The organism is Streptomyces sp. NPDC055025 (genome assembly GCF_053608565.1).
Map to the genome: position 1 here is coordinate 59,077 of NZ_JBSGVS010000039.1, position 21,673 is coordinate 80,749.

General features: G+C 71.2%; 18 protein-coding genes. 6 read left to right on the forward strand and 12 right to left on the reverse strand.

Translation table 11 applies throughout. From position 1 onward, the window contains the following. Positions 1-308 precede the first annotated feature (308 nt). The 5 genes from ACWGDX_RS23620 to ACWGDX_RS23640 form a co-directional block, all read right to left on the reverse strand. Positions 309-1,367, reverse strand: coding sequence for an aspartate-semialdehyde dehydrogenase (locus ACWGDX_RS23620; RefSeq protein ID WP_365903433.1), 1,059 nt, complete (start codon positions 1,365-1,367; stop codon positions 309-311). A gap of 154 nt (positions 1,368-1,521) precedes the next feature. Next, positions 1,522-2,793 (reverse strand): aspartate kinase, encoded by a 1,272-nt coding sequence (locus tag ACWGDX_RS23625; RefSeq protein WP_363081008.1) that lies wholly within the window; start codon positions 2,791-2,793, stop codon positions 1,522-1,524. Between the two features lie 289 nt (positions 2,794-3,082). Beyond that, entirely contained in the window at positions 3,083-3,742 is a 660-nt protein-coding gene (locus ACWGDX_RS23630; RefSeq protein ID WP_453628500.1) for a DUF5063 domain-containing protein, read from the reverse strand. Continuing rightward, positions 3,735-4,334 (reverse strand): recombination mediator RecR, encoded by a 600-nt coding sequence (recR, locus tag ACWGDX_RS23635; RefSeq protein ID WP_453628502.1) that lies wholly within the window; start codon positions 4,332-4,334, stop codon positions 3,735-3,737. The genes ACWGDX_RS23630 and recR overlap by 8 nt, the downstream gene beginning before the upstream one ends. An 84-nt stretch (positions 4,335-4,418) precedes the next feature. Next, a complete protein-coding gene (locus tag ACWGDX_RS23640; protein WP_363081027.1) occupies positions 4,419-4,775 on the reverse strand; it encodes a YbaB/EbfC family nucleoid-associated protein in 357 nt (118 codons plus the stop codon). Positions 4,776-5,119: 344 nt separating this feature from the next. On the opposite strand from ACWGDX_RS23640, the gene ACWGDX_RS23645 reads away from it, so the two are divergent. Further along, positions 5,120-5,899 (forward strand): SLATT domain-containing protein, encoded by a 780-nt coding sequence (locus ACWGDX_RS23645; RefSeq protein ID WP_453628504.1) that lies wholly within the window; start codon positions 5,120-5,122, stop codon positions 5,897-5,899. A gap of 148 nt (positions 5,900-6,047) precedes the next feature. Here ACWGDX_RS23645 and ACWGDX_RS23650 read toward each other — a convergent pair whose 3' ends face one another. The 5 genes from ACWGDX_RS23650 to ACWGDX_RS23670 form a co-directional block, all read right to left on the reverse strand. Continuing rightward, complete coding sequence (locus ACWGDX_RS23650) at positions 6,048-6,698, reverse strand: hypothetical protein (protein ID WP_363081026.1); 651 nt, start codon at positions 6,696-6,698, stop codon at positions 6,048-6,050. 238 nt (positions 6,699-6,936) lie between these two features. Next, entirely contained in the window at positions 6,937-9,693 is a 2,757-nt protein-coding gene (locus tag ACWGDX_RS23655; protein WP_453628548.1) for a dolichyl-phosphate beta-glucosyltransferase, read from the reverse strand. A 110-nt stretch (positions 9,694-9,803) separates the two neighbouring features. Further along, the gene (locus ACWGDX_RS23660; RefSeq protein ID WP_453628506.1) at positions 9,804-10,487 is read right to left on the reverse strand and encodes a GntR family transcriptional regulator; all 684 of its coding nucleotides are present in this window, start codon (positions 10,485-10,487) and stop codon (positions 9,804-9,806) included. 175 nt (positions 10,488-10,662) lie between these two features. Further along, the gene (locus tag ACWGDX_RS23665; RefSeq protein ID WP_453628508.1) at positions 10,663-12,018 is read right to left on the reverse strand and encodes an aminotransferase class III-fold pyridoxal phosphate-dependent enzyme; all 1,356 of its coding nucleotides are present in this window, start codon (positions 12,016-12,018) and stop codon (positions 10,663-10,665) included. Between the two features lie 200 nt (positions 12,019-12,218). Further along, the gene (locus ACWGDX_RS23670; protein WP_453628510.1) at positions 12,219-12,362 is read right to left on the reverse strand and encodes a hypothetical protein; all 144 of its coding nucleotides are present in this window, start codon (positions 12,360-12,362) and stop codon (positions 12,219-12,221) included. A gap of 199 nt (positions 12,363-12,561) precedes the next feature. On the opposite strand from ACWGDX_RS23670, the gene ACWGDX_RS23675 reads away from it, so the two are divergent. Together ACWGDX_RS23675 and ACWGDX_RS23680 are read left to right on the forward strand one after the other, a co-directional pair. Beyond that, the gene (locus ACWGDX_RS23675) at positions 12,562-13,200 is read left to right on the forward strand and encodes an HD domain-containing protein (protein WP_453628512.1); all 639 of its coding nucleotides are present in this window, start codon (positions 12,562-12,564) and stop codon (positions 13,198-13,200) included. Between the two features lie 128 nt (positions 13,201-13,328). Then, on the forward strand, positions 13,329-15,485 hold the full coding sequence (locus tag ACWGDX_RS23680) for a serine/threonine-protein kinase (protein WP_453628514.1): 2,157 nt from the start codon (positions 13,329-13,331) through the stop codon (positions 15,483-15,485). 151 nt (positions 15,486-15,636) lie between these two features. On the opposite strand, the gene ACWGDX_RS23685 is transcribed toward ACWGDX_RS23680, so the two are convergent. After that, the gene (locus tag ACWGDX_RS23685; protein ID WP_453628516.1) at positions 15,637-16,920 is read right to left on the reverse strand and encodes an adenylosuccinate synthase; all 1,284 of its coding nucleotides are present in this window, start codon (positions 16,918-16,920) and stop codon (positions 15,637-15,639) included. Between the two features lie 208 nt (positions 16,921-17,128). Here ACWGDX_RS23685 and ACWGDX_RS23690 point away from each other — a divergent pair, with 208 nt between their 5' ends. Then, the gene (locus ACWGDX_RS23690) at positions 17,129-17,998 is read left to right on the forward strand and encodes a diacylglycerol kinase (protein ID WP_453628518.1); all 870 of its coding nucleotides are present in this window, start codon (positions 17,129-17,131) and stop codon (positions 17,996-17,998) included. Between the two features lie 135 nt (positions 17,999-18,133). Here the strand turns inward: ACWGDX_RS23690 and ACWGDX_RS23695 are convergent, their stop codons facing one another. After that, positions 18,134-18,589: a GbsR/MarR family transcriptional regulator gene (locus ACWGDX_RS23695; RefSeq protein WP_453628550.1), complete on the reverse strand. Its 456-nt coding sequence runs from the start codon at positions 18,587-18,589 to the stop codon at positions 18,134-18,136. Positions 18,590-18,894: 305 nt separating this feature from the next. Here ACWGDX_RS23695 and ACWGDX_RS23700 point away from each other — a divergent pair, with 305 nt between their 5' ends. Together ACWGDX_RS23700 and ACWGDX_RS23705 are read left to right on the forward strand one after the other, a co-directional pair. Next, on the forward strand, positions 18,895-19,875 hold the full coding sequence (locus ACWGDX_RS23700) for an ABC transporter ATP-binding protein (RefSeq protein WP_453628519.1): 981 nt from the start codon (positions 18,895-18,897) through the stop codon (positions 19,873-19,875). Beyond that, on the forward strand, positions 19,872-21,551 hold the full coding sequence (locus tag ACWGDX_RS23705; RefSeq protein ID WP_453628521.1) for an ABC transporter permease: 1,680 nt from the start codon (positions 19,872-19,874) through the stop codon (positions 21,549-21,551). The genes ACWGDX_RS23700 and ACWGDX_RS23705 overlap by 4 nt, the downstream gene beginning before the upstream one ends. Positions 21,552-21,673: the final 122 nt, after the last annotated feature.

Genomic DNA, 21,673 nt, shown 5'->3' on the forward strand with positions numbered 1-21,673 from the left:
GCGTACGTCACCCCATTTGACGCTGCACCAATTGCCGTCATACGTACCCGATCTCCCCCTATGCCCCAATTCTCGCGACACCGCGAAGGGGTGACCGCAGAGACGCTTCCCGGCCGGTCGGCGGTTGCGGCGCTCTCGCAGGAAAGCGCGGGAAAGACGGACGGGCATCGTCGAACAAGACAACGTCCCAGTTCAAGCGGTGTGACCATGAACCTGACCACGGGACGTTCACAGATCCTACAAAGTTTTAGGGTTCAACGGCTTCTGGTTTTCGTCGACTTTTGAGCCACAGCTGAGGATGTGGCGGGTTACGGCTTCGACAGTTCCAGGGCGATGGCCTCGGCGATCTGAGCGGTGTTGAGGGCCGCGCCCTTACGGAGATTGTCGCCGCAGACGAAAAGCTCCAGTGCCCGGGGGTCGTCCAGCGACCGCCGCACTCGCCCCACCCAGGTCGGATCCGTCCCCACCACATCCGCGGGCGTCGGGAAGTCGCCCGCCCCCGGGTTGTCGAACAGCACGACACCCGGTGAGGTCGCCAGGATCTCGTGCGCCCGGTCGACGGTGATCTCCTGCTCGAAGCGCGCGTGCACGGTGAGCGAGTGCGCGGTGATCACCGGCACATGGACACAGGTCGCCGTCACCCGCAGTCCGGGCAGGTCCAGGACCTTTCTGGTCTCGTCGCGTATCGCCATCTCGTCCGAGGACCAGCCGCCGTCCTGGGGCGCACCGGACCAGGGCACGACATTGAGCGCCAGCGGGGCGGAGAAGGGGCCGGTGGTGTCGCCCACCGCGCGGCGCACGTCGCCGGGATGCGTGCCCAGTTCCGTACCGGCGACGAGGGAGAGCTGTTCGCGCAGGGCGGTGATGCCGTCCTGGCCGGCGGCGCTGACCGCCTGGTACGAGGAGACCACCAGCTCCCGCAGACCGAACTCGGCGTGCAGGGCGCCCACGGTGACGATCATGGACAGCGTGGTGCAGGCCGGGCTCGCGACGATTCCGCGCGGACGGGACCGTACCGCGTGGGGATTGAGCTCGGGGACGACCAGCGGCACATCCGGGTCCATCCGGAAGGCGGCCGAACTGTCCACGACGACAGCGCCCTTGGCCACGGCGACGGGGGCCCACCGGGCGGACACCTCGTCCGGTACGAGGAACACCGCGACGTCGACGCCTTCGAGAGCGTCCTCGGTGAGGCCGACGATCTCGGTCGGCTCGCCCCGCACGGAGAGCTTGCGGCCCTCCGTGCGCGGGGAGGCGATCAGCCGGATGTCGCCCCAGACGTCGGCGTGCTGGGAGAGGATCTGGAGCATGACGGCGCCGACGGCCCCGGTCGCACCCACGACCGCGAGCGTCGGCCGTCCGTTCATGGCGCGGCGCTCCCGCGCCTGCCCCCGACGTCGCCGTACGACCGGCCCGTGTGCGACCGGCCCGTGTACGACCGGCCCGTGCGCGAACGGCCTGTGTGCGGCCGGCCTGCGCGGTGCGACCGGCCGGTGCACGGCCGGTCCGTGTGCGGACGGCTCATCGCCCGGTGCCTCCGTAGACCACGGCCTCGTCGGAGTCGCTGTCGAGACCGAAGGCGGTGTGCACGGCCCGTACGGCCTCGATCACATCGTCCGCGCGGGTGACCACGGAGATCCGGATCTCGGAGGTCGAGATCAGCTCGATGTTCACGCCCGCGTCCGACAGCGCCTCGAAGAAACTCGCGGTGACGCCGGGGTTGGTCTTCATACCCGCGCCGACGAGGGAGATCTTGGCGATCTGGTCGTCGTAGCGCAGCGAGTCGAAGCCGATCGTCGACTTCGTCTTCTCCAGCGCGTCGATGGCCTTGCGGCCCTCGGTCTTCGGCAGCGTGAAGGAGATGTCGGTCAGTCCGGTCGCCGCGGCGGAGACGTTCTGGACGACCATGTCGATATTGATCTCGTTGTCGGCGATGGCTCGGAAGATCGTCGCGGCCTCGCCGGGCTTGTCGGGGACGCCGACGACCGTGATCTTCGCCTCGGAGGTGTCATGGGCGACACCGGAGATGATGGCCTGCTCCACCGTGCGGTCCCCTTGCGGCTCGTTGCTGACCCATGTGCCCTGAAGCCCCGAGAACGAGGAACGGACATGGATCGGGATGTTGTAACGGCGTGCGTACTCGACGCACCGGTGCAGCAGCACCTTGGAACCGGAGCTGGCCAGCTCCAGCATGTCCTCGAAGGAGATCCACTCGATCTTCCGGGCCTTCGTCACGACCCGGGGGTCGGCGGTGAAGACACCGTCCACATCGGTGTAGATCTCACAGACCTCGGCGTCCAGTGCGGCGGCGAGCGCCACGGCGGTGGTGTCGGACCCGCCGCGCCCCAGGGTGGTGATGTCCTTCTTGTCCTGGGACACCCCCTGGAACCCCGCGACGATGGCGATGTTGCCCTCGTCCAGCGCGGTACGGATCCGGCCCGGCGTGACATCGATGATGCGCGCTTTGTTGTGGACCGAGTCGGTGATGACGCCCGCCTGGCTGCCGGTGAACGACTGGGCCTCGTGGCCCAGGTTTTTGATCGCCATCGCCAGCAGGGCCATGGAGATCCGCTCTCCGGCGGTCAGCAGCATGTCGAACTCACGCCCGGCAGGGATCGGGGACACCTGTCCGGCGAGATCGATCAGCTCGTCCGTCGTGTCGCCCATCGCCGAAACCACGACGACCACTTGATGGCCGTTCTTCTTGGCATCGACGATTCGCTTGGCGACCCGCTTGATGCCCTCGGCATCGGCTACGGAGGAGCCTCCGTACTTCTGCACGACAAGGCCCACGTGCGCTCCTCGCTCAGTCCATCACTACTGTCGGCTCAGTTTAACGAGCGACCGCACGACGACTCGGACATATCACATCGTGAGATGTCCCGCTCACTCAGTGATCATCGAACACCGGTCGCCGGTCGCTCGGTGAGGATGCATGCCCCCGATGTCACACGGCACGCGGAAACGTGGCCCACGTCACGCGGGAGCGCGACATACACCGGGCCGATGGGCCGATGGATCGCCTGCCGGCGGACTACCTGACGGTGGACCGCCTGCCACCAGTGGCACACCTGCCGGTGCGCTACCTGACGGTACGGAGGCCCAGGGGGCCCGCGATCTCCTCCGCCATCACTTTGCCCGCCTCCTCCGCGAGGGCGTCCTCGCCGAGGTCCTGGTCCGTGTCGAGGCCGTCGAGGGCCGGGAGGGGCTGGTCGAGGCGGACATGCGCGACCAGGGACTGGAGGGCGCGCAGGGTCGCGGACGCGGTGGAGCCCCAGTTGGAGAAGTACGAGAACTGCCACCACCACAGCGCCTCGGTCGTACGGCCCGCGCGGTAGTGGGCCATACCGTGGCGGAGGTCCGTGATCACCCCGGCGATGTCGTCGGAGATACGGGCCGCGACGGGCGCCTTGCGGGGCTCGTACGGGTCGAAGACCTCGGAGTACACATCGATCGGTTCGAGGATCACCGCGAAACGCTCGCGCAGCTCGTCGACGTCCGGCTCCGGGCCGAGGTCGGGCTCGTAGCGCTCCTCGGGGAGGATGTCCTCGTGTGCGCCCAGCCGGCCGCCGGCCAGCATGAGCTGGGAGAACTCCAGCAGCAGGAACGGTACGGCGCTGTCCGGCTCATCGCCCTTCGCCACTTCCGTGACGGCCACGATGAAGCTCTCGATCTGGTCGGCGATCTGGACCGCGAAGTCGTCCGGATCCTGATGGGCGGCGTGCAGCGTTGCGTCAGACATCGAGAAGTCGTCTCCCCTCGAAGGCACGCCCGAGCGTGACCTCGTCGGCATATTCCAGGTCGCCCCCCACGGGCAGACCGCTGGCCAGGCGTGTGACCTTCAGGCCCATCGGCTTGATCATGCGGGCGAGGTACGTGGCCGTGGCCTCGCCCTCCAGATTGGGGTCGGTCGCCAGGATCAGTTCGGTGACCGTGCCGTCGGCGAGCCGGGCCAGCAGTTCACGGATCCGCAGATCTTCGGGGCCGACGCCCTCGATGGGGCTGATCGCGCCGCCGAGCACGTGGTACGTACCGCGGAACTCGCGGGTGCGCTCGATGGCGACGACGTCCTTCGGTTCCTCCACGGCGCAGATCACCGTCGGATCGCGGCGCGCGTCACGGCAGATCCCGCAGCGCTCCTCCTGGGCGACATTGCCGCACACGGCGCAGAACCGGACCTTGTCCTTGACCTCCAGCAGGGCATGGGCGAGGCGGCGGACATCGGTCGGCTCGGCCTGGAGGACATGGAAGGCGATCCGCTGCGCGCTCTTGGGCCCGACGCCGGGCAGTCTGCCCAGTTCGTCGATGAGGTCCTGAACGACGCCTTCGTACAACGGACTGCCTTCCCCTGCTGTGGTGAGTACGTACCGGCCGCGGGTACGGGCCCGGGTACGTACGCTAGTTGGTGTCGGGAGGTCTTAGAAGGGCAGGCCCGGCATACCGCCGAGACCCTGGGCGAGCGGGCCGAGCTTCTGCTGCTGGAGCTGCTGCGCGTTCTCGTTCGCCGCGTGGACGGCGGCGATGACGAGATCCGCGAGGGTCTCCCCCAGTTCCTGCAAGGAAGACGCGGATTCGGGGTCGACGGCCTTCGGATCGATCACAAGGCCGCGCAGTTCGCCCGAGCCGTTGACGGTCGCCCTGACCAGACCACCGCCCGACTGGCCGTCGACCTCGGTCGCCGCCAGCTCCTCCTGTGCTCGGGCGAGGTCCTGCTGCATCTTCTGGGCCTGCTGGAGCAGCTCTTGCATATTGGGCTGACCACCACCGGGAATCACGGTCACTCCTGGCATTCGACGACGTTTTCCTCTGTAAGCCGAGCCTACGTGGTCACCGGGCAGCCCGCTCCACCCCACCGGAACGAACTCTTTCGAGTGAGAGCCCCGTGGCTCCTCCACCTGATCAAGGCCCACACGTGGGGGTAAATACCGGGATTTCGGACACACAGCCCACCATTCGGCGGTAGGAATGCATGCGCGGAATCGCCCGCCACCCGTCCGCCGCCTGTCCGTCATCCGCCCGCCACCCGTATGCCGTCCGCCCGAGAACCGGGAAGCGGAACCGACCGATCGTCGACCAGCCGCCCACACAAAGTCACAGCAGACCGCAGAGGAGTGCCCAGGTGAGCCAGCCGGAGATGCAGCCCGGAGGCCCTGCCCGGGAGGAGGACGCCTCGTCCGATGGTGCCGGTGGTGCCGGTGGCGCCGTGCCGCACGGCGGCGAGACCGAGGGCGATCTGGTCGGGGGGCCGTTCCCGCTCGGCGACTGGGGAGAGCCCGCGGAACGGCTCGACGAGCTCTACCGCTGGGTCGAGACCGGCGCGCTGCGCACCGTCGACTGGTATCTGGCCACCCGGTTACGGAAACGGCGCGCCGCCCGTGTCCTGCGGGGCGCGACGGCCCTCGGCGTGACCGCGGGCGCCGCCCTGCCGCTGCTGGATCTCACCGGGGCGCTGGCGGGGGCGGCGGGCTGGGGCTATGTCTCGCTGCTGCTGGGCGCCGCCTGTCTGGCGTGCGACCGGTACTTCGGGCTGACGTCCGGCTGGATGCGCGCGGTCGCGACCGCGCAGGGGGTGCAGCGCAGATTGCAGACGCTCCAGTTCGACTGGGCCTCGGAGTGTGTACGGGAGGTCCTGGGGCCGACCGAGGGCACCGCGAGCGAGGCCGCGGAACGCTGTCTGGCGGTGCTGCGGCGGTTCACGGAGGACGTGACCGAGCTGGTACGGGCCGAGACGGCGGACTGGATGATCGAGTTCCGCTCGGGTCCCGCGCCGCTGGTGACGCAGTCGATGCCGATGGGCGGGGTACGGGGGGAGGGTTCCGTACCGCCCCCCGGGCGCTTTCCCCTGCCCCCGGGCACCCGGCCGAACATGCCGAGACAGCGACCGCCGGAACCGCGGTAGCGCCCGCCTGCCCGCCCGGACGGCGATGGCGCCTGCCGGACCGTAGGGCCAGGGGCAGTGGAGCCGGGGACGGTAGGGCCAGGGCAGTGGGGCCGGGGACAGTGGGGCCGGCGTGGATCTCGCCGGCCCCGCCCGCATCGGCCGTTCGTCAACTGAAGATGATCATTGAGCCCTGGCCCAGACTTCTGGTCGCCGCGGCGTGCAGGCCCAGCCAGACATGGCGCTCCCTGGCGAACGGGCCGTCGTCGTAGGGGATCGAGGTCGCCGGTTCCTCCAAGGACGTGGGGCGCTCCGGCGGGGCGGGGGCGGACGGGGGGTTGGCCGGGTCGATACCGATCGCCGGGGCGACGATCTCCAGTTCACGCAGCAGACCCTGCGTGGAGCCCAGCGGGCCGCCGCCCGCGAGGAGTTCCTCGTTCGAGAGGGGCGCGTCGTAGTCCACCGGGACATACGCGCCCGCGTGGTCGTAGTGCCAGACGAGATGCGACTGCTGGGCCGTCGACTCGAACATCTCCAGCAACTGCTCGTAGTCACCGCCCAGTTCACCGACCGGTGTCACGGCCAGGCCGCAGAGCTGGAGCAGATACGCGCGCCGCAGGAAGTGCAGCGCGTCGTAGTCGAAGCCGGCGACCGGGGCGACATCCCCCGAGAGGCCGGGCATATAGGCGAAGACGGGAACGGACGGCAGCCCGGCGTCGCCGAGCGCCTTGTCGTATACGGCGATCTCTTCGGCGAAGGGATTGTCGGGGCTGTGGCACAGCACATCGACGAGGGGGACCAACCACAGGTCACAGGCCAAGGGAGGCTCGCTCTCCAACAGGTCGTACGCGTGCGCGCGATGGTCGGGACAGCGTAATGCGACGGGCACGTCCAGCGAAGGGTCCCGGTCGGCCCTCCCTCACGCGTCCCTGCCGACGGAGGACCGCCGGTACGGGCCGGGCCGGGGCCGATGACCCGGCGTCAGACCGTTTCGAAGCCGTTCGCCCCGGTCCTCGCGCCCGCCGTCCGACACCCGTCCTGTCCGTGTCGCGCCGCCATCATCCCGTACCGGCCGCTCCCGCTCCCCCGGTGGGCGGCAGATCCCAGATCCAGACCCCGCCGATCCGCTTCCCCGGCCGCCCCAGCAGCTTCTCCACCGTCTCGTAGAGCGCCGCGTCATTGGCCTGGGGCGCGAGCACCACGACCCCCGCGTGCCAGAAGGCGAGGTCGAAGCGCGCCTGTGCCCGCCAGTTGGCCCCGATCACCGGGGCCTGGCCGCTGTAGCGGACATCGCGCAGCAGATTCGAGGTGTAGCGGGCGGGGGCGCCGTAGATGCCCGTACGGTTCTCGCCCCACGGCCCGTTGAAGTAGCCGCCGGGCACCGAGAAGCCGAGGCCCGTCGCGGACTGCCAGTGCAGCGCCTCCGCGCTGCCGGGGTCGGGCAGGGGTACGGGGACGACGGTCTCGCCCTCGGAGACGTACGCGCGGTACATCCCGTCGGCGATGAACCGCGGGACGTCCGGACGGTCCCGTACCGGCAGCGCCGTCGGGACGATCGGGATCAGTGCCGCGGCCACCGCCGCGAGCCCGACGAGCCGGTGTCTGCGCCATCGGGCCCCGGCCCGGTCGCCCGGACCCGGACCCGGCCCCGGTACGGTGTCCGCGCCCGCGCCCGCGTGCGCCCCCACGCCCGTGTCCGTGTCCGCGTCCGCGTGCGCCCGCGCGTCCGCGTCCGCCTCCGTCTCCGCCCTGCGGACCGCGAGCCGGTCCGCCGCCAGCGCCACCAGCGCGCCCAGCGCCGGCGCGCAGATCATCGCCACCCTCGACTCGATCACCGACTCGAAGAGCGGCTGATGGGCCAGCGCCCGCCAGGGGCCGGTCAGCACGGTGTCCGTGAAGGGGATACGGACCTTCGGCCCCAGGGAGAGCAGCGCCGCCGCCACCGCCGTGAACGCCAGGGCCCTGACCACGGCCAGCCGCCACAGCCACACCACGATCCCGAAGGCGAGGGCGATCAGCGGCCAGCCGTAGAAGGCGTTCTGCTCGGTACGGTTCATCGCGAGCGCGTCGGCGGTCGTCTCGTCACCGAACAGCGCGCGCCCGGAGAACTCCAGGAAGGCGAGCGGGCTGTTGCCCGCGTTGTCGCCGTGCAGCACGCTGTGGTAGCTCTGCGGGCCGAAGAACTGCCAGTACAACGGGAACGCCAGCAGCGGCAGACAGACCTGCAACGCGTATCCCAGGCCCAGCAGCAGGGGCCGCAGCGCCGCGCGCGCCATCTCGCGCCGTACGACGGCGTACGCCAGCGCGAAGAGCAGCATGCCCATCACGGCGAGCAGCAGCGGTTCCTCACCGAGGAAGATCTGATACGTGACGAAGAGCCCCAGCAGCGCGCCGTCCCGCAGGACACGCCGCCCTTCGGCCTCCTCGTTGTCGTCGTCCATGGGCACGCACAGCCGCAGCGCCCGGTCGATGATCACCGGGATCATGAAGAGGACAAGGAAGTTCGGGTGCGCGTTGGCGTGCGACATCATCGGGGGCGCGAACGCGGCGAGCGCCGCGCCGAGCGCCGCCGCCCGGCGGTCCCGGACGAGCCGGCGCGCGAACAGCCGGTACCAGGAGACGGCCGTGGCCGTCAGACCGAGGGTGAGGACCAGCGCCCAGGTGACCGTGGGACCGAAGGCGAGCGTGACGGGGGTGAGCGGGACGGAGAGCCCGAGCATGACCGTGTTCGCCATCAGGTTCACACCGTCGGGAAAGTTCTGGAGCGTCGTGAACAGCGGGTTGCGCAGATGGACGACATTGTCGGCGGTGACCCGGAAGAACCACTCCCACTGGTTCTGGTCCGACCCCGCGTCGGCGAGATAGGCGTGGTCGAGATCGGCCCACAGGCCCTTGTAGAGGAAGAGGGAGGCGAGCAGGAACAGCCCGGCGACGGCGAGATCCGTACGGCGGTGCCCGCGCGCGCCGCGGCCCCCGCGGACCCCCTCCTCGCGGACCCCCTCCTCGCGGCCGTCCGTCCGGCTCTCCGCCCGGCTCTCCTTCAGGCCGTCCGGGTGGCCGTCCGCCCGGCTGTCCGCCCGGCGCTGTGACGCCCGGTCGCCCGCCCGTTCCCCCGCCCTGAGCCGGGCCAGCTCCAGCAGGACCCTGCCGTAGTCCAGCGGCCGTACCTTCGAGCCCGGCTGGTGCGCCCAGCGCACGGGGACCTCGGTCACCGGCCAGCCGGAGCGCCGGAAGTGGCGCAGTATCTCGACGTCGATGCTCCAGCCGTCCAGCCGGGAATCGGCGAAGGCGGCCCGCGCCCGCTCGCCGTCGAAGAGCTTGAAACCGCACTGGGTGTCGCTGATGCCGTCGACCGCGACCACCCGTATCAGCCGGTTGCCGAGCCGGCCCAGCCACTCGCGCAGCGCGAGCTGGCGGACCTCGATGCTCGCGTCCGGATGGGCGCGCGAGCCGATCGCCGCGCCGTCGCCGTCGGCCGTGAGCTGTTTGTCGAGCCGGTCCAGTTCATCGATCGGGGTGGCGAGATCGGCGTCGGTGACCAGGACGCGCCGGCCGTACGAGGCCAGTACGCCCAGCCGCAGGGCATGGCCCTTGCCGTGGTTGCCGTCGCTCCGCAGCAGCTGGATACGCGGCTCGTGCGCGGCGGCCTCGGCGGCGATCGCCGCCGTGCCGTCCGTGGAACCGTCGTCGACGACGATCAGCTCCCACTCGCCCCAGCGGTCGGGATCGGCACGCAGATGGGCGCGGATGGCGTCGAGGGTGGGTCCCAGCCGCGCCTCCTCGTTGTACGCCGGTACAACAACGCTCAGCGCCACGCTCCCCGCGTACGCCCCGTCCGCGCGTGCCCCGTCCGCGCGTACCCCATCCGCGCGTGCCCCCGCCGCGCGTGCCCCGGCCGTACCGTCCGCGCGTCCCCCGTCCCCACTCACCGCCGCGAACTCTCCAGTCTGTCGGCCCACTTGAGCGCGTGGTCGTCGTACTCCGCGATCACGGCGCGCGCCGCCGCGGCGTCGCCCAGGGTGAGCGCGTCGACGAGCTGTTCATGCCCGTTCCACAGCCACTTCCCGCCCTCGCCCTCGTCCCGGAGGAAGGGCACCGCGAACACCCATGTCTGTACCCGCAGCCGGTGCAGGAAATCGGCGACATAGCGATTGGCGACCAGCGCGCACAGCTCACGCCAGAACCGCAGGTCGTAGCCGATGAGGACGTTCAGATCCCCGCCCCTGGCCGCACGCGCGGCCTCCTCGGCCCGGCGCCGTACGGACACCAGCTCCGCGCTCTGCGCCGTGAAGGCCGGCAGTGCGCCCGCCGACCTGTGGAAGACGCTGTCCACGATGAGCGAGCGCGCCTCGACCATGCCGCGGAAGTCGTCGATCGAGAACTGATGGACCCGGAAACCGCGATGCTGGTCCGAGTCCAGCAGATCCTGCGCGGAGAGATCGACCAGCGCCTCCCTGACGGGGGTGGCGGAGACTCCGTACTGCTCGGCGATCTGCTTGACGGTGAACTCCTGCCCCGGCAGTAAACGCCCTGCCAGCACTTCGTCACGCAGCGCGTCCGCGATCTGCTGCCGCAAGGTACTGCGGGTCACGGCTCCGCTGGCGGGCATGGTTCGTCCCCTCATCCGGCTCCCGACACCTTAAGCCAGGGGGTGCCGGAGGGCGGGGTGGGACGGGTGTGGTGTGGCCGACTCCGAGCGGCTCCGAGCGGCTCCGAGCGGCTCCGACCCGCGCCGGGGCCCCCGGCGGGTACACGGTGCGGACCCGCCGGGGCCCCCGCCGGGTCTACACCGTGTACTCGTCCGCGACCGTCAGCGCCAGGTCCAGGACCGCCAGCCCCTCCTTCGCCTCGGCCTCGGTGATGTTGCAGGCGGGGACCGCGTGCGTACGGTTCATGTTCACGAAGGGCCACAGACCGTTCGCCTTGCAGGCCGCGGCGAAGGCGGCCATGGGCGCGTTCGCCGCGCCCGTCGCGTTGTACGGCACGAGCGGCTCCCTGGTCTCCCTGTCCCTGACCAGGTCGAGGGCCCAGAAGACCCCCGTACCGCGCACCTCGCCCACCGAGGGGTGCCGGGCCGCCAGCTCGCGCAGCCCGGGGCCGAGGACCGTCTCACCGATACGGGCCGCGTGCTCCACGACCTTCTCGTCCTCCATCACCCGGATGGTGGCGACGGCCGCGGCGCAGGCCAGCGGATGGCCGGAATAGGTCAGCCCGCCGGGGTAGGGGCGGGTCGCGAAGGTCTCCGCGACGGCCGCCGAGACGGCCACTCCGCCGAGCGGGACATAGCCCGAGTTGACGCCCTTGGCGAAGGTCAGCAGGTCGGGTACGACATCGAAGTGGTCGGCGGCGAACCACGCGCCCGTACGCCCGAAGCCCGCCATCACCTCGTCGAGCACGAAGACGATGCCGTGCCGGTCGCAGATCTCCCGTACGCCCGCGAGATAGCCGGGCGGCGGCACCATCACACCGGCCGTGCCCGGGACGGTCTCCAGGATGACCGCGGCGATGGTGGCCGGGCCCTCGAAGGCGATGGCCGATTCGAGATGCTCCAGCGCGCGGGCGCACTCCTCGGCCTCCGTCGAGGCGTAGAAGGCCGAGCGGTAGAGGAACGGCGCGTGAAAGCGGACGACACCGGACGAGCCGGTGTCGGACGGCCAGCGGCGCGGATCGCCGGTGAGATTGATCGCGGTGGAGGTGGCGCCGTGGTACGAGCGGTAGGCGGAGAGCACCTTGGGGCGGCCGGTGTGCAGCCGGGCCATCCGGATGGCGTTCTCGACGGCCTCGGCGCCCCCGTTGGTGAAGAAGATCTTGTCGAGATCGCCGGGGGTGCGCTCGGCGATGAGACGCGCGGCCTCGGAGCGGACGTCCACGGCGAAGGCGGGCGCGAAGGTGGCGAGACGCCCGGCCTGCTCCTGGATCGCGGCGACGACGACGGGGTGCTGATAGCCGATGTTGGTGAAGACGAGACCGCTGGTGAAGTCGAGATAGCGGTGGCCGTCGTAGTCCCAGAAGTACGCGCCCTCGGCGCCGGCGACGGCGAGCGGATCGATCAGGTCCTGGGCGGACCAGGAGTGGAACACGTGCGCACGGTCCGCGGCCTTCACGGCGGCGCCCGTCGTCGGGTCGGCATGGGGGATCATGCGGGCCAGGGTAGAGAGCGCGAGGTCGGGGGCGGTATGGCCAAGGTGTATGGCCTGAGCGGCTCGGGTCGGCATGGTGTCGGGCGCCCGGGTGGGCACGCGAGGCGGGTACGCGAGGCGGGTACGCGACGGCCACCCGCCGGGGCCGGGCCCGGTCGGTCACCGGTCACGCGCCGGGGCCGGTCACGCGCCGGGGCCGGTCAGCGCGTCCCGGTCGTCGTGCGGAATCGCGCCCGGTACGTCGACGGGGTCACGCCGAGATGGCGGTCGGCCGCCGGATCCGCCGCGATCTCGCTCAGCAGCACGCCCGGATCCATGGCCGGATGTGTGGGACGTACGTCCACGGAGACATGGCACCGGCGGGGCAGGCGGGGCGACAGTGGAATCAGGGCCCGGTATCGAACCCTGGCATCGGGCCCCGGCGCCGGGGCGGCCCGCGCCCCCGGGCTCCCCGGTCCCCTCGCGGGCCTCGCGGCCCGTGGAGGACCCCCGGTCCCTTCGCGGAGCCTCACGGCCCGTGGCCCCTCCCGAAAGGAATCCGTCATGACCGAGCGCATCGCCGACATCGAGATCCCCGACAGCGGCCTCGTCAAGGAAGCGACCGAGCTGGTACGGGACATCGAGAGCCCCCTGCTGTACGACCACTCCCGCCGGGTCTTCCTCTTCGGCTCCCTCCAGGGCCGGCGGCGAGGTCTGTCGTACGACCCCGAACTGCTCTACATCGGCGCGATGTTCCACGACCTCGGTCTCACCGAGGGCTACCGCGGCTCGCGGCAGCGCTTCGAGATCGACGGCGCCGACGCGGCCCGTGACTTCCTGCTCGGCCACGGGCTGCCGGCGCAGAGCGCGCGGCTCGTCTGGACCGCGATCGCCCTGCACACGACACCGGAGGTCCCGGCGCGTCTGGAGCCCGAGGTGGCGCTGGTGACGGCGGGCGTCGAGTTCGACGTGCTGGGGATGGGTCTCGACGCCGTCCCGGAGGCCGTCAGGAACGCGGTCGTCGCCGCGCATCCGCGGCCCGACTTCAAGCGGCGGATCCTGCGGGCGTTCACGGAGGGGTTCCAGCACCGGCCCGAGTCGACCTTCGGCACGGTGAACGCGGATGTGCTGGCACGCTTCTCACCGGGGTTCGTACGGACGGACTTCGTGGACGTGATCGAGAACTCCGCCTGGCCGGAGTGAACCGACCCTCGCGTACGCGGTGAAACGGCGTTCGAGATAGTCGGGATACTCGACAACCCCGCCCGTCTCATGCGAGATGATCCATGGCGGGTACCGCACGTCGCACGTACGGGAGGGGCCGCGCGGCCATGGAGAAGCTCGTAGCGGAAGATCCGCAGCACATCGGCGCCTATCGCCTGCTCGCCCGGCTGGGCGCGGGCGGTATGGGCCGGGTCTATCTGGCGCGCTCCGACCGCGGCCGTACGGTCGCGGTGAAACTCGTACGGCGGGAGCTGGCCGAACAGAAGCAGTTCCGCGACCGGTTCCGGCAGGAGGTGGCCGCGGCGCGGCGGGTCGGCGGCGCGTGGACGGCGCCCGTCCTCGACGCGGACACCGAGGCGCCGGTGCCCTGGCTCGCCACCGGTTATGTGGCGGGGCCGAGCCTTCAGACCGTCGTGTCCGGTGGTCACGGTCCCCTTCCGGAGCGTTCCGTACGGATACTCGCCTCGGGTCTCGCGCACGCGCTCCAGGACATCCACGCCGCGGGTCTCATCCACCGCGATCTCAAGCCGTCGAACGTACTGGTGACGATCGACGGGCCGCGTGTCATCGACTTCGGCATAGCCCGTGCGCTGGAAACCGTCACCGAGGAGGGTCTGACCCGGACCGGCGCCCTGGTGGGGTCCCCCGGTTTCATGGCGCCGGAACAGGTGCGCGGCGACCGGGTGACGGCGGCGTGCGACGTGTTCTGTCTGGGCTCGGTGCTGGCGTACGCGGCGACGGGGCGGCTGCCGTTCGGCGCGGCGGACAGCGGTGTGCACGCGCTGATGTACCGGATCGCGCAGGAAGCACCGGACCTGTCGGGGCTGTCACCGGATCTGGCGGTGCTGGTGCACGCCTGTCTCCAGAAGGAACCGGCCGCCCGGCCGACCACCAAGGACATCCTGGCCCGGGTGGGCGAGGCGGCGGACGCGGGCGCGGGTCCCGGCGGGGAGCCATGGCTACCGGGCGGACTGCTGGCGCAACTGGGCCAGCACGCGGTGCGGCTGCTGGAGCACGAGGACCCGACGGGACGGATACGGACACCGGCGCAGGACGAGATCGCCGCACCGGCCGCGGAAGCGCCGGTGTCGGCACCGGCGCGAGCGGAGTCGGAGTCGCGGGCGGAGGCGGAGGCGGAGGCACAAGCTCCCCTCGCGCAGGCGGCGGCAGTGGCGGCGGCGCCTGAACGAGCACAGGCGCCGACCGAACAGCAGGAACAGCACCAGAAGCAGCAGCAGGAACAGCAGGAACAGCAGCAGCCTCCGGCGCCGCGGCCGGCCCTTCCCGTACCGGCGGCCCGCGCCCTCCCCGCGGCGACCGGCGCGACGGCACCACCGGCGACACCCACGCCGCCCACGCCCACGCCGGGTGTGGCTCCGGGCGCCGCGCCGCTGCCGGTTCTCGTACAGCACGCACCGGCCGCACCCGCCGCGCCCGTACCTGTCCGGGGACCACAGGCCCAGCCACAGCCGCTACCGCAACCCGCGGGGCCCCAGCCGTACGGCTACCCCCAGCCGGGGTTCGGACCGACCCCGCCGTACGGACCGACCCCGTCGCCCTACGGCGCGCCTCCCGCGTACGGCCGGCCCGGCCCGCCCGCCCCGTACGGCGCCACCACACCCCCCACGCAGGTCACACCCTTCGGTCCCACCCCGTCGTACGGTCCCACCCCGGTGCCGCAGCAGCAGCGCCCCAAGCGCAATCCACGGGGCACCGCCGCCCTGATCGCGGTGGCGTTGATCGTCGCGATCGCCGCGGGCGGCTCGGTGTACGCGCTCATGAACGGCGGCGGCACACAGGAGGACGGACAGGCGCGGGTGAGCGGCTCCGCCGACCCGAAGCCGCCGGTGGACACCACTCCGCGGCCGTCCCCGTCCGACAGCGCCTCACCCGCGGACGGGGCGGCGGAGGGCGCGGTGCCCGAGGAGTATCTCGGCACCTGGACCGGCGGGCTGGACACCGCCGCGGGCTACAGCACCCGCCGGCTCGTCATCCAGCAGGGCGAGGTCGGCGAAACGGTCCTTTCCCTGACGGCGGACGGCCCGGCCCAGGGCGGCGGCTACCGCTGTGTCTTCGAGGCGCCGCTCGCCTCGGCCCCGGACCCGGACGCCCCGCTCCGTATCGGCCCCTCCAAGGTGACCGAGGGCGAACCCATGTCGGCCTGCACCCCCGGGAATCCGACGGAGCTGACGATCCTGCCGGACGGCAGCCTGCGCCGGGAGTCGACGGGCGGGGAGTCACTGACCTACACCAAGGGCGACTGACCAGGAACCCCCCGGCCGGCCGGACCGACCCGAAACGACCGGCCGGGGACGGCTGACAGAGGGGCGACCGGCGGAGGGGCGACCGGCCGAGGGCGACCGGCGGACCATCGCCTCCCCCGGTCGCCGCCCCCGGCCGTCACCACCGGACGTCCTACAGGAACGAGTTGATCTCGATCGTCTCCGTACGCCCCGGGCCCACACCGATCGCCGAGATCGGCGCGCCCGACATCTCCTCCAGCGCCTTCACATACGCCTGCGCGTTCTTCGGCAGGTCGGAGAAGCTCTTCGCCTTGCTGATGTCCTCGGACCAGCCCGGCAGATACTCGTACACCGGCTTCGCGTGATGGAAGTCCGTCTGGCTGTAGGGGAGTTCCTCGACACGCCTGCCGTCGATCTCGTACGCCACACACACCGGGATCCGCTCCCAGCCCGTGAGCACGTCCAGCTTGGTGAGGAAGAAGTCCGTCAGACCGTTGACCCTGGTCGCGTACCGCGAGATCACCGCGTCGAACCAGCCGCAGCGCCGGTCGCGCCCCGTCGTCACACCGCGCTCGCCGCCGATACGGCGCAGCGCCTCGCCGTCCGCGTCGAACAGCTCGGTCGGGAACGGTCCGGCCCCCACGCGCGTCGTATAGGCCTTGAGGATGCCGATGACCCTGCTGATCTTCGTCGGCCCCACGCCCGAGCCCGTACAGGCCCCGCCCGCCGTCGGGTTGGACGAGGTGACGAAGGGATACGTACCGTGGTCCACGTCCAGGAGCGTGCCCTGCCCGCCCTCGAAGAGGACGACCTTGCCCTCGTCGATGGCGTTGTTGAGCACCAGGGTAGTGTCGGAGACGTACGGCTTGAGCTGCTCCGCGTAGGTCAGCAGTTCCTCGACGATCTTGCCGGACTCGATGGCACGCCGGTTGTAGAGCTTGGCGAGGATCTGGTTCTTGAAGTCGAGGGCCGCGTCGACCTTCTGGATCAGGATCGACTCGTCGTAGAGATCCTGGACCCGGATACCGACCCGGTTGATCTTGTCGGCGTAGGTCGGGCCGATGCCCCGGCCCGTGGTCCCGATCTTCCGCGAACCGAGGAACCGTTCCGTCACCTTGTCCATGGTGGTGTGGTACGAGGTGATCAGATGAGCGTTACCGCTGAGCAGCAGCTTGGACGTGTCGACACCACGCTCGTTGAGCCCGCTCAGCTCGGAGAGCAGGACGGCGGGGTCGACGACCACTCCGTTGCCGATCACCGGGATACATCCCGGGGAGAGGATCCCGGAAGGGAGGAGATGCAGTGCGTACTTCTGGTCGCCCACGACGACCGTGTGGCCGGCGTTGTTGCCGCCCTGATAGCGCACGACATAGTCCACGGATCCACCGAGCAGGTCGGTGGCCTTTCCCTTGCCTTCGTCACCCCACTGAGCACCGAGCAGCACAAGTGCGGGCACAGGCGTACACCCCTTCCGGGCGGGGCATGTCCAAGGTCGGGGGCCGCGCACGCCGTCCATGTGGCTCACGTATGCCGTAAGACCCACAAGACCCACGTTTGCCGTAAGACTTCGCACGACGTTGTACGAGTCGGCCCTGACCGTCGAACCGGTGCCCCGGAATAGACGAAGCCCCTGGCGCAATAGCGCAAGGGGCTCTTGCACAAAGATGCTACCCGAAGGAAGGACCGAGCTGTTGGCTCCAGAGCCCGCGGAGAGCGGCGCGCAGCAGCTTCTGGTGGTCATCGACCCGGTCGCCAGCCGGACCGACGGCGAATCGGTGCGGATCGCGAAGGACGTGCTCAGCGCGGGTGCCTCGGTGAAGTTCTGCTTCCCCGACGGTCCCGAGGAGTTCGCGCGGGCGCTGGCCAGACGGAACGGCAGACGGCCCGTGGTGATCGGCGACGACCGCGCGCTGCTGCGTACGGTCTCCCTGCTCCACCGGGAGCGGGAGCTGGCCTCGGGGGCGCTCTCGCTGGTGCCGGTGGGGGTCTCCGTGGAGCTGGCGCACTCGCTGGGCGTGCCGACGGGCGCGGTCGCGGCGGCGCGCGCCGTGCTGGACGGGGTGGTGCGCCGTCTCGATCTGCTGGTCGACGACAGCGACGGCGTGGTGCTGGGGGATCTCCGTATCCCGGCCCTGCCGGCCCTGCCCACGGCGGGCGGGGCACTGGTGGCCGCGTCGGTGTGGCACGCCTGCCGGTCGCTGGTGCGTACGTTGGTACGACCGGCTCCGCATGCCCTCGGGGGCCAGGCCCACCGGCTGCGGGTGGAGGCGGACGGCGTTCTGCTGAACGATCTGGACGAGCCGGTCGAGGGTGTGACGGTGCGCTCACGCGGCGGCCGGGCCGAGGTGGTGATCCGCACGTACGCGTCGCCCGAGCCGGTCACGGCGAGCGCGCTCTCGGTGACGGTCTCGGGCGCGGACTTCCGCTATCGCGCGGACGCGCGGGTGACGGGGCCGGTGCGGACACGGACATGGACGCTGCGGCCGGGCGCGTGGGAGCTGACCCTGCCGAACTCGGCGCCGCTCAGGCCGTAGGCGCGAGCGACAGCGGAAGTCCGCGCCGTCCGCCGTCAGGCGCCGTCAGGTGCCTTCTGCCGTCCTCTGCCGTCCTCCGCCGTCAGGCGCGCTCCGCCGTCCGCCGCCGTCAGTCCCTGCTGCCGTCCTCCGCCGTCAGGCGTCTTCCGGCCGCCGTGAGGCGTTGCCCGGATTCGGCGTCAGCGTCTCCCGGTGCTCCTTCCAGCGGTCCAGCAGCAACAGCATTTCCTTCTGGAGGAATTCGAAGAAGGCCACGGTCTCCGCGACCCGCGCGCCCGCCGGGGTTTCCCTGCCGAGCGACTCCACGCCCTCGCGCAAGGCCTGCTCCCAGCGGGTCAGCACCGAGTCCCGCTGGGTGAGGCTGGCGTACCAGATCTGGTTGTGCAGCCGGTAGCGGTCACGGCGCGAGCCCGGGTCGCGCTCCCTGCTGACCATGCTGACCTGGGTGAGATAGCGGACCGCCCCGGACACCGCGGCGGGGCTGATGCCCAGCCGCTCGCTCAGCTCGGCGGAGGTCATGCTCGCGTCGTCCGAGGCGAGCAGGGCCGCGAATACCCGGGACGCCGTGCGCTGCATCCCGGCCTCGGTCATCTCGGCCGCGAAGCGCTCGACGAAGCGGGACACGGCCTGCTCGTCGCGCCGCGGACCGCTCTCCGGCCGCGCGTCGCCGCTCTCGCCGCTCTCACCGCCAGCACCGCCCTCGCCGCCCGCACCGCTCTCCCGGTCCTCACGGTCTCCCCGGTCCTCACGGCTCTCACGGCTCTCGCTGCTCATCGCCCCATCGTCTCCCGTGCTCGGCGCCCGCCCCGGCGCTCCCGATTCTCCCGATCTTAACGTGACTCTTTTTACGCTTCCTTAACTTCACAAGTTTCTGAAGGTAGCGTACTTTCCGAAGCATGACGAAGGCAATCAGCGTCACCGGACTGCACAAGTCGTTCGGCCGCACGCATGCGCTGGACGGCCTCGACCTGGCCGTCGGGACCGGTGAGGTCCATGGCTTCCTCGGTCCCAACGGGGCGGGCAAGTCCACCACCATCCGGGTCCTGCTCGGGCTGCTGCGGCCCGACTCGGGCACGGCGCGGCTCCTGGGCCGCGACCCGTGGCAGGACGCGGTCGAACTGCACCGGCGCGTGGCCTACGTACCCGGCGATGTCACGCTGTGGCGGAACCTCTCGGGCGGAGAGGTCATCGACCTGTACGGGCGGCTGCGCGGCGGGCTCGACCCGGCGCGGCGGGCCGAGCTGATCGAACGCTTCGAGCTCGACCCCACCAAGAAGGGGCGTACGTACTCCAAGGGCAACCGCCAGAAGGTCGCGCTCGTCGCCGCGTTCGCCTCCGACGTGGATCTGCTGATCCTCGACGAGCCGACCTCCGGACTCGACCCGCTGATGGAGGAGGTCTTCCAGAGCTGCGTCGAGGAGGAGCGCGAGCGGGGCACGACCGTGCTTCTCTCCAGCCATGTGCTGAGCGAGGTCGAGGCGCTCTGCGACCGGGTGAGCATCATCCGGAAGGGCGTGACGGTCGAGTCGGGTTCGCTCTCCGAGCTGCGCCATCTGACCCGTACGAGCGTGAGCGCGGAACTCGTCGGCGCGCCCGGCGGACTGGCCCGGCTCCCCGGCGTCCACGGCCTGGACGTCCAGGGGCACCGGGTCAGGCTCCAGGTCGACACCGATCGACTGGACGCGGTGCTGCGCTCGCTCTCCGAGTCCGGTATCCGCTCGCTGACCAGCACACCGCCCACGCTGGAGGAGCTGTTCCTGCGCCACTACGCGGCGGACGGCCCCGACGGCACCGGCACCGCCACCGACGCGACCGACACCAACGCCCGCGGTACTTCCGGCGCTTCCGGCGAGACCGGCGCGGCGGTGCCGCGATGACCGCCACCGCCGTCGCCGTACCGGTGACCCGTGCCGGCGGCTCCCGGCAACTCGCGGGCACCGGAACGCTGTTGAGGCTCGCGCTGCGCCGCGACCGGATCATGATCCCGGTCTGGGTGCTCGTCATCGGCGGTTCCTTCATGTCCGTCGCGCAGTCCTTCTCCGCGCTGTACGACACCGCCGCCGAACGGGCCGACGTCGCGCGGTCCATGACCACCAACAGTTCGGTGCGCGCCCTCTACGGCCCTGTCTTCAGCGACTCCCTCGGCGGGCTCACGGCCTGGCGCATGGTCGGCTTCGGGGCCGCGCTCGCCGCCGTGATGAGCCTGGTCGTCGTCGTACGGCACACCCGCGAGGAGGAGGAGACGGGCCGTCAGGAGATGCTCTCCTCGGCGATGGTCGGCCGCAGGGCGCCACTGACCGGCGCCCTGCTCACGGCGCTGACCGCCAATGCCGCGCTGGCCTTGGTGATCACCGCGGCGGTCGCCGGCTACGCCAGGACCACGGACGGGACCACGGACGGGACCGGGGGCGGTCCCGGCGCCGGGGGCGGCGGCGGGCACTTCGCCGGCGCGCTGGCGCTCGGTCTCGCCACCGCGTGCGTCGGCATGCTCTTCGCCTGCACGGCCGCCATCGCCGCGCAGATCACCGAGAACGCGCGTCTCGCGAAGGGCATGACGGCCGGGGTCATCGGCGCCGCCTATGTGCTCAAGGCCGCGGGCGACGCCTCGTCCGACGCCGGGTCCTCCGTCCTGACCTGGCTCTCCCCGCTCGGCTGGGCCGAGAACGTCCGCGCGTTCGCCGACGAGCGGTGGTGGGTGCTGCTGATCCCGCTCGGCTCGATCGCCGTGCAGGCCGTCATCGCGTACACGCTCGCGGGCCGGCGCGACATCGGGATGAGCTTCCTGCCCGCCCGGCCCGGACCGGCGCACGGCGGGCTCGGCACGGCGGGCGCGCTCGCGTGGCGGCTCCAGCGCGGCGGTGTCCTCGGCTGGGGAGCCGGTTTTCTGCTCGCCGGGCTCGTCTTCGGGTCCATCACCGGCGGCGCCGCGGAACTGGTCGGTGACAACGAGCAGGCCAGGGAGATCTTCGAGCGCATGGGCGGCCGGCAGGGGCTGACCGACTCCTTCCTCGCCGCGATGACCGGCATGCTCGGCATGGTCGCGGCGCTGTACGTGGTCTCCTCGGTGCTCCGGCTGTACGGCGAGGAGACCGGCGGGCGCGCGGAACCGGTGCTGGCGGGTCCGGTCGGCCGGCTGCGCTGGGCGGCGGGCCATCTGCTGATCGCCTTCGGCGGCGCCGTCCTGATCATGCTCCTCGGCGGTCTCGGCCTCTCCCTCGGATACGGCCAGGACCTGCCGGGAATCCTCGGCGCCTCGCTCGTACAGATTCCCGCGATCTGGGTGCTGGGCGCGCTGGTGGTCCTGCTGTACGGCGTCTTCCCGCGGGCGGCCGTGGCGGGCTGGGCGGTCGCGGGCCTCGCCCTGGCCCTGGGCTGGCTCGGCCCGGCGCTCGATCTCCCGCGGTGGGCGATGAACCTGTCCCCGTTCGGCCATCTCCCCAAGCTCCCGGGCGCGGAGATGACATGGCCCCCGGTCCTCGTACTGACGGCGGTCGCGGCGGCACTGACGGCGGCGGGCCTGGCGGGCCTGCGGCGCAGGGACCTGCTGACCTGAGCGACGTGACACGGCCGGGCCACTCCACTCTGTCCACAGCCTGTGGACAGAGTGGGCCGGTGCGCGATACGCGCGGTACTCGCGGTACTCGCGGTACACGCCGCCTCAGCGTGGAGGCTCGC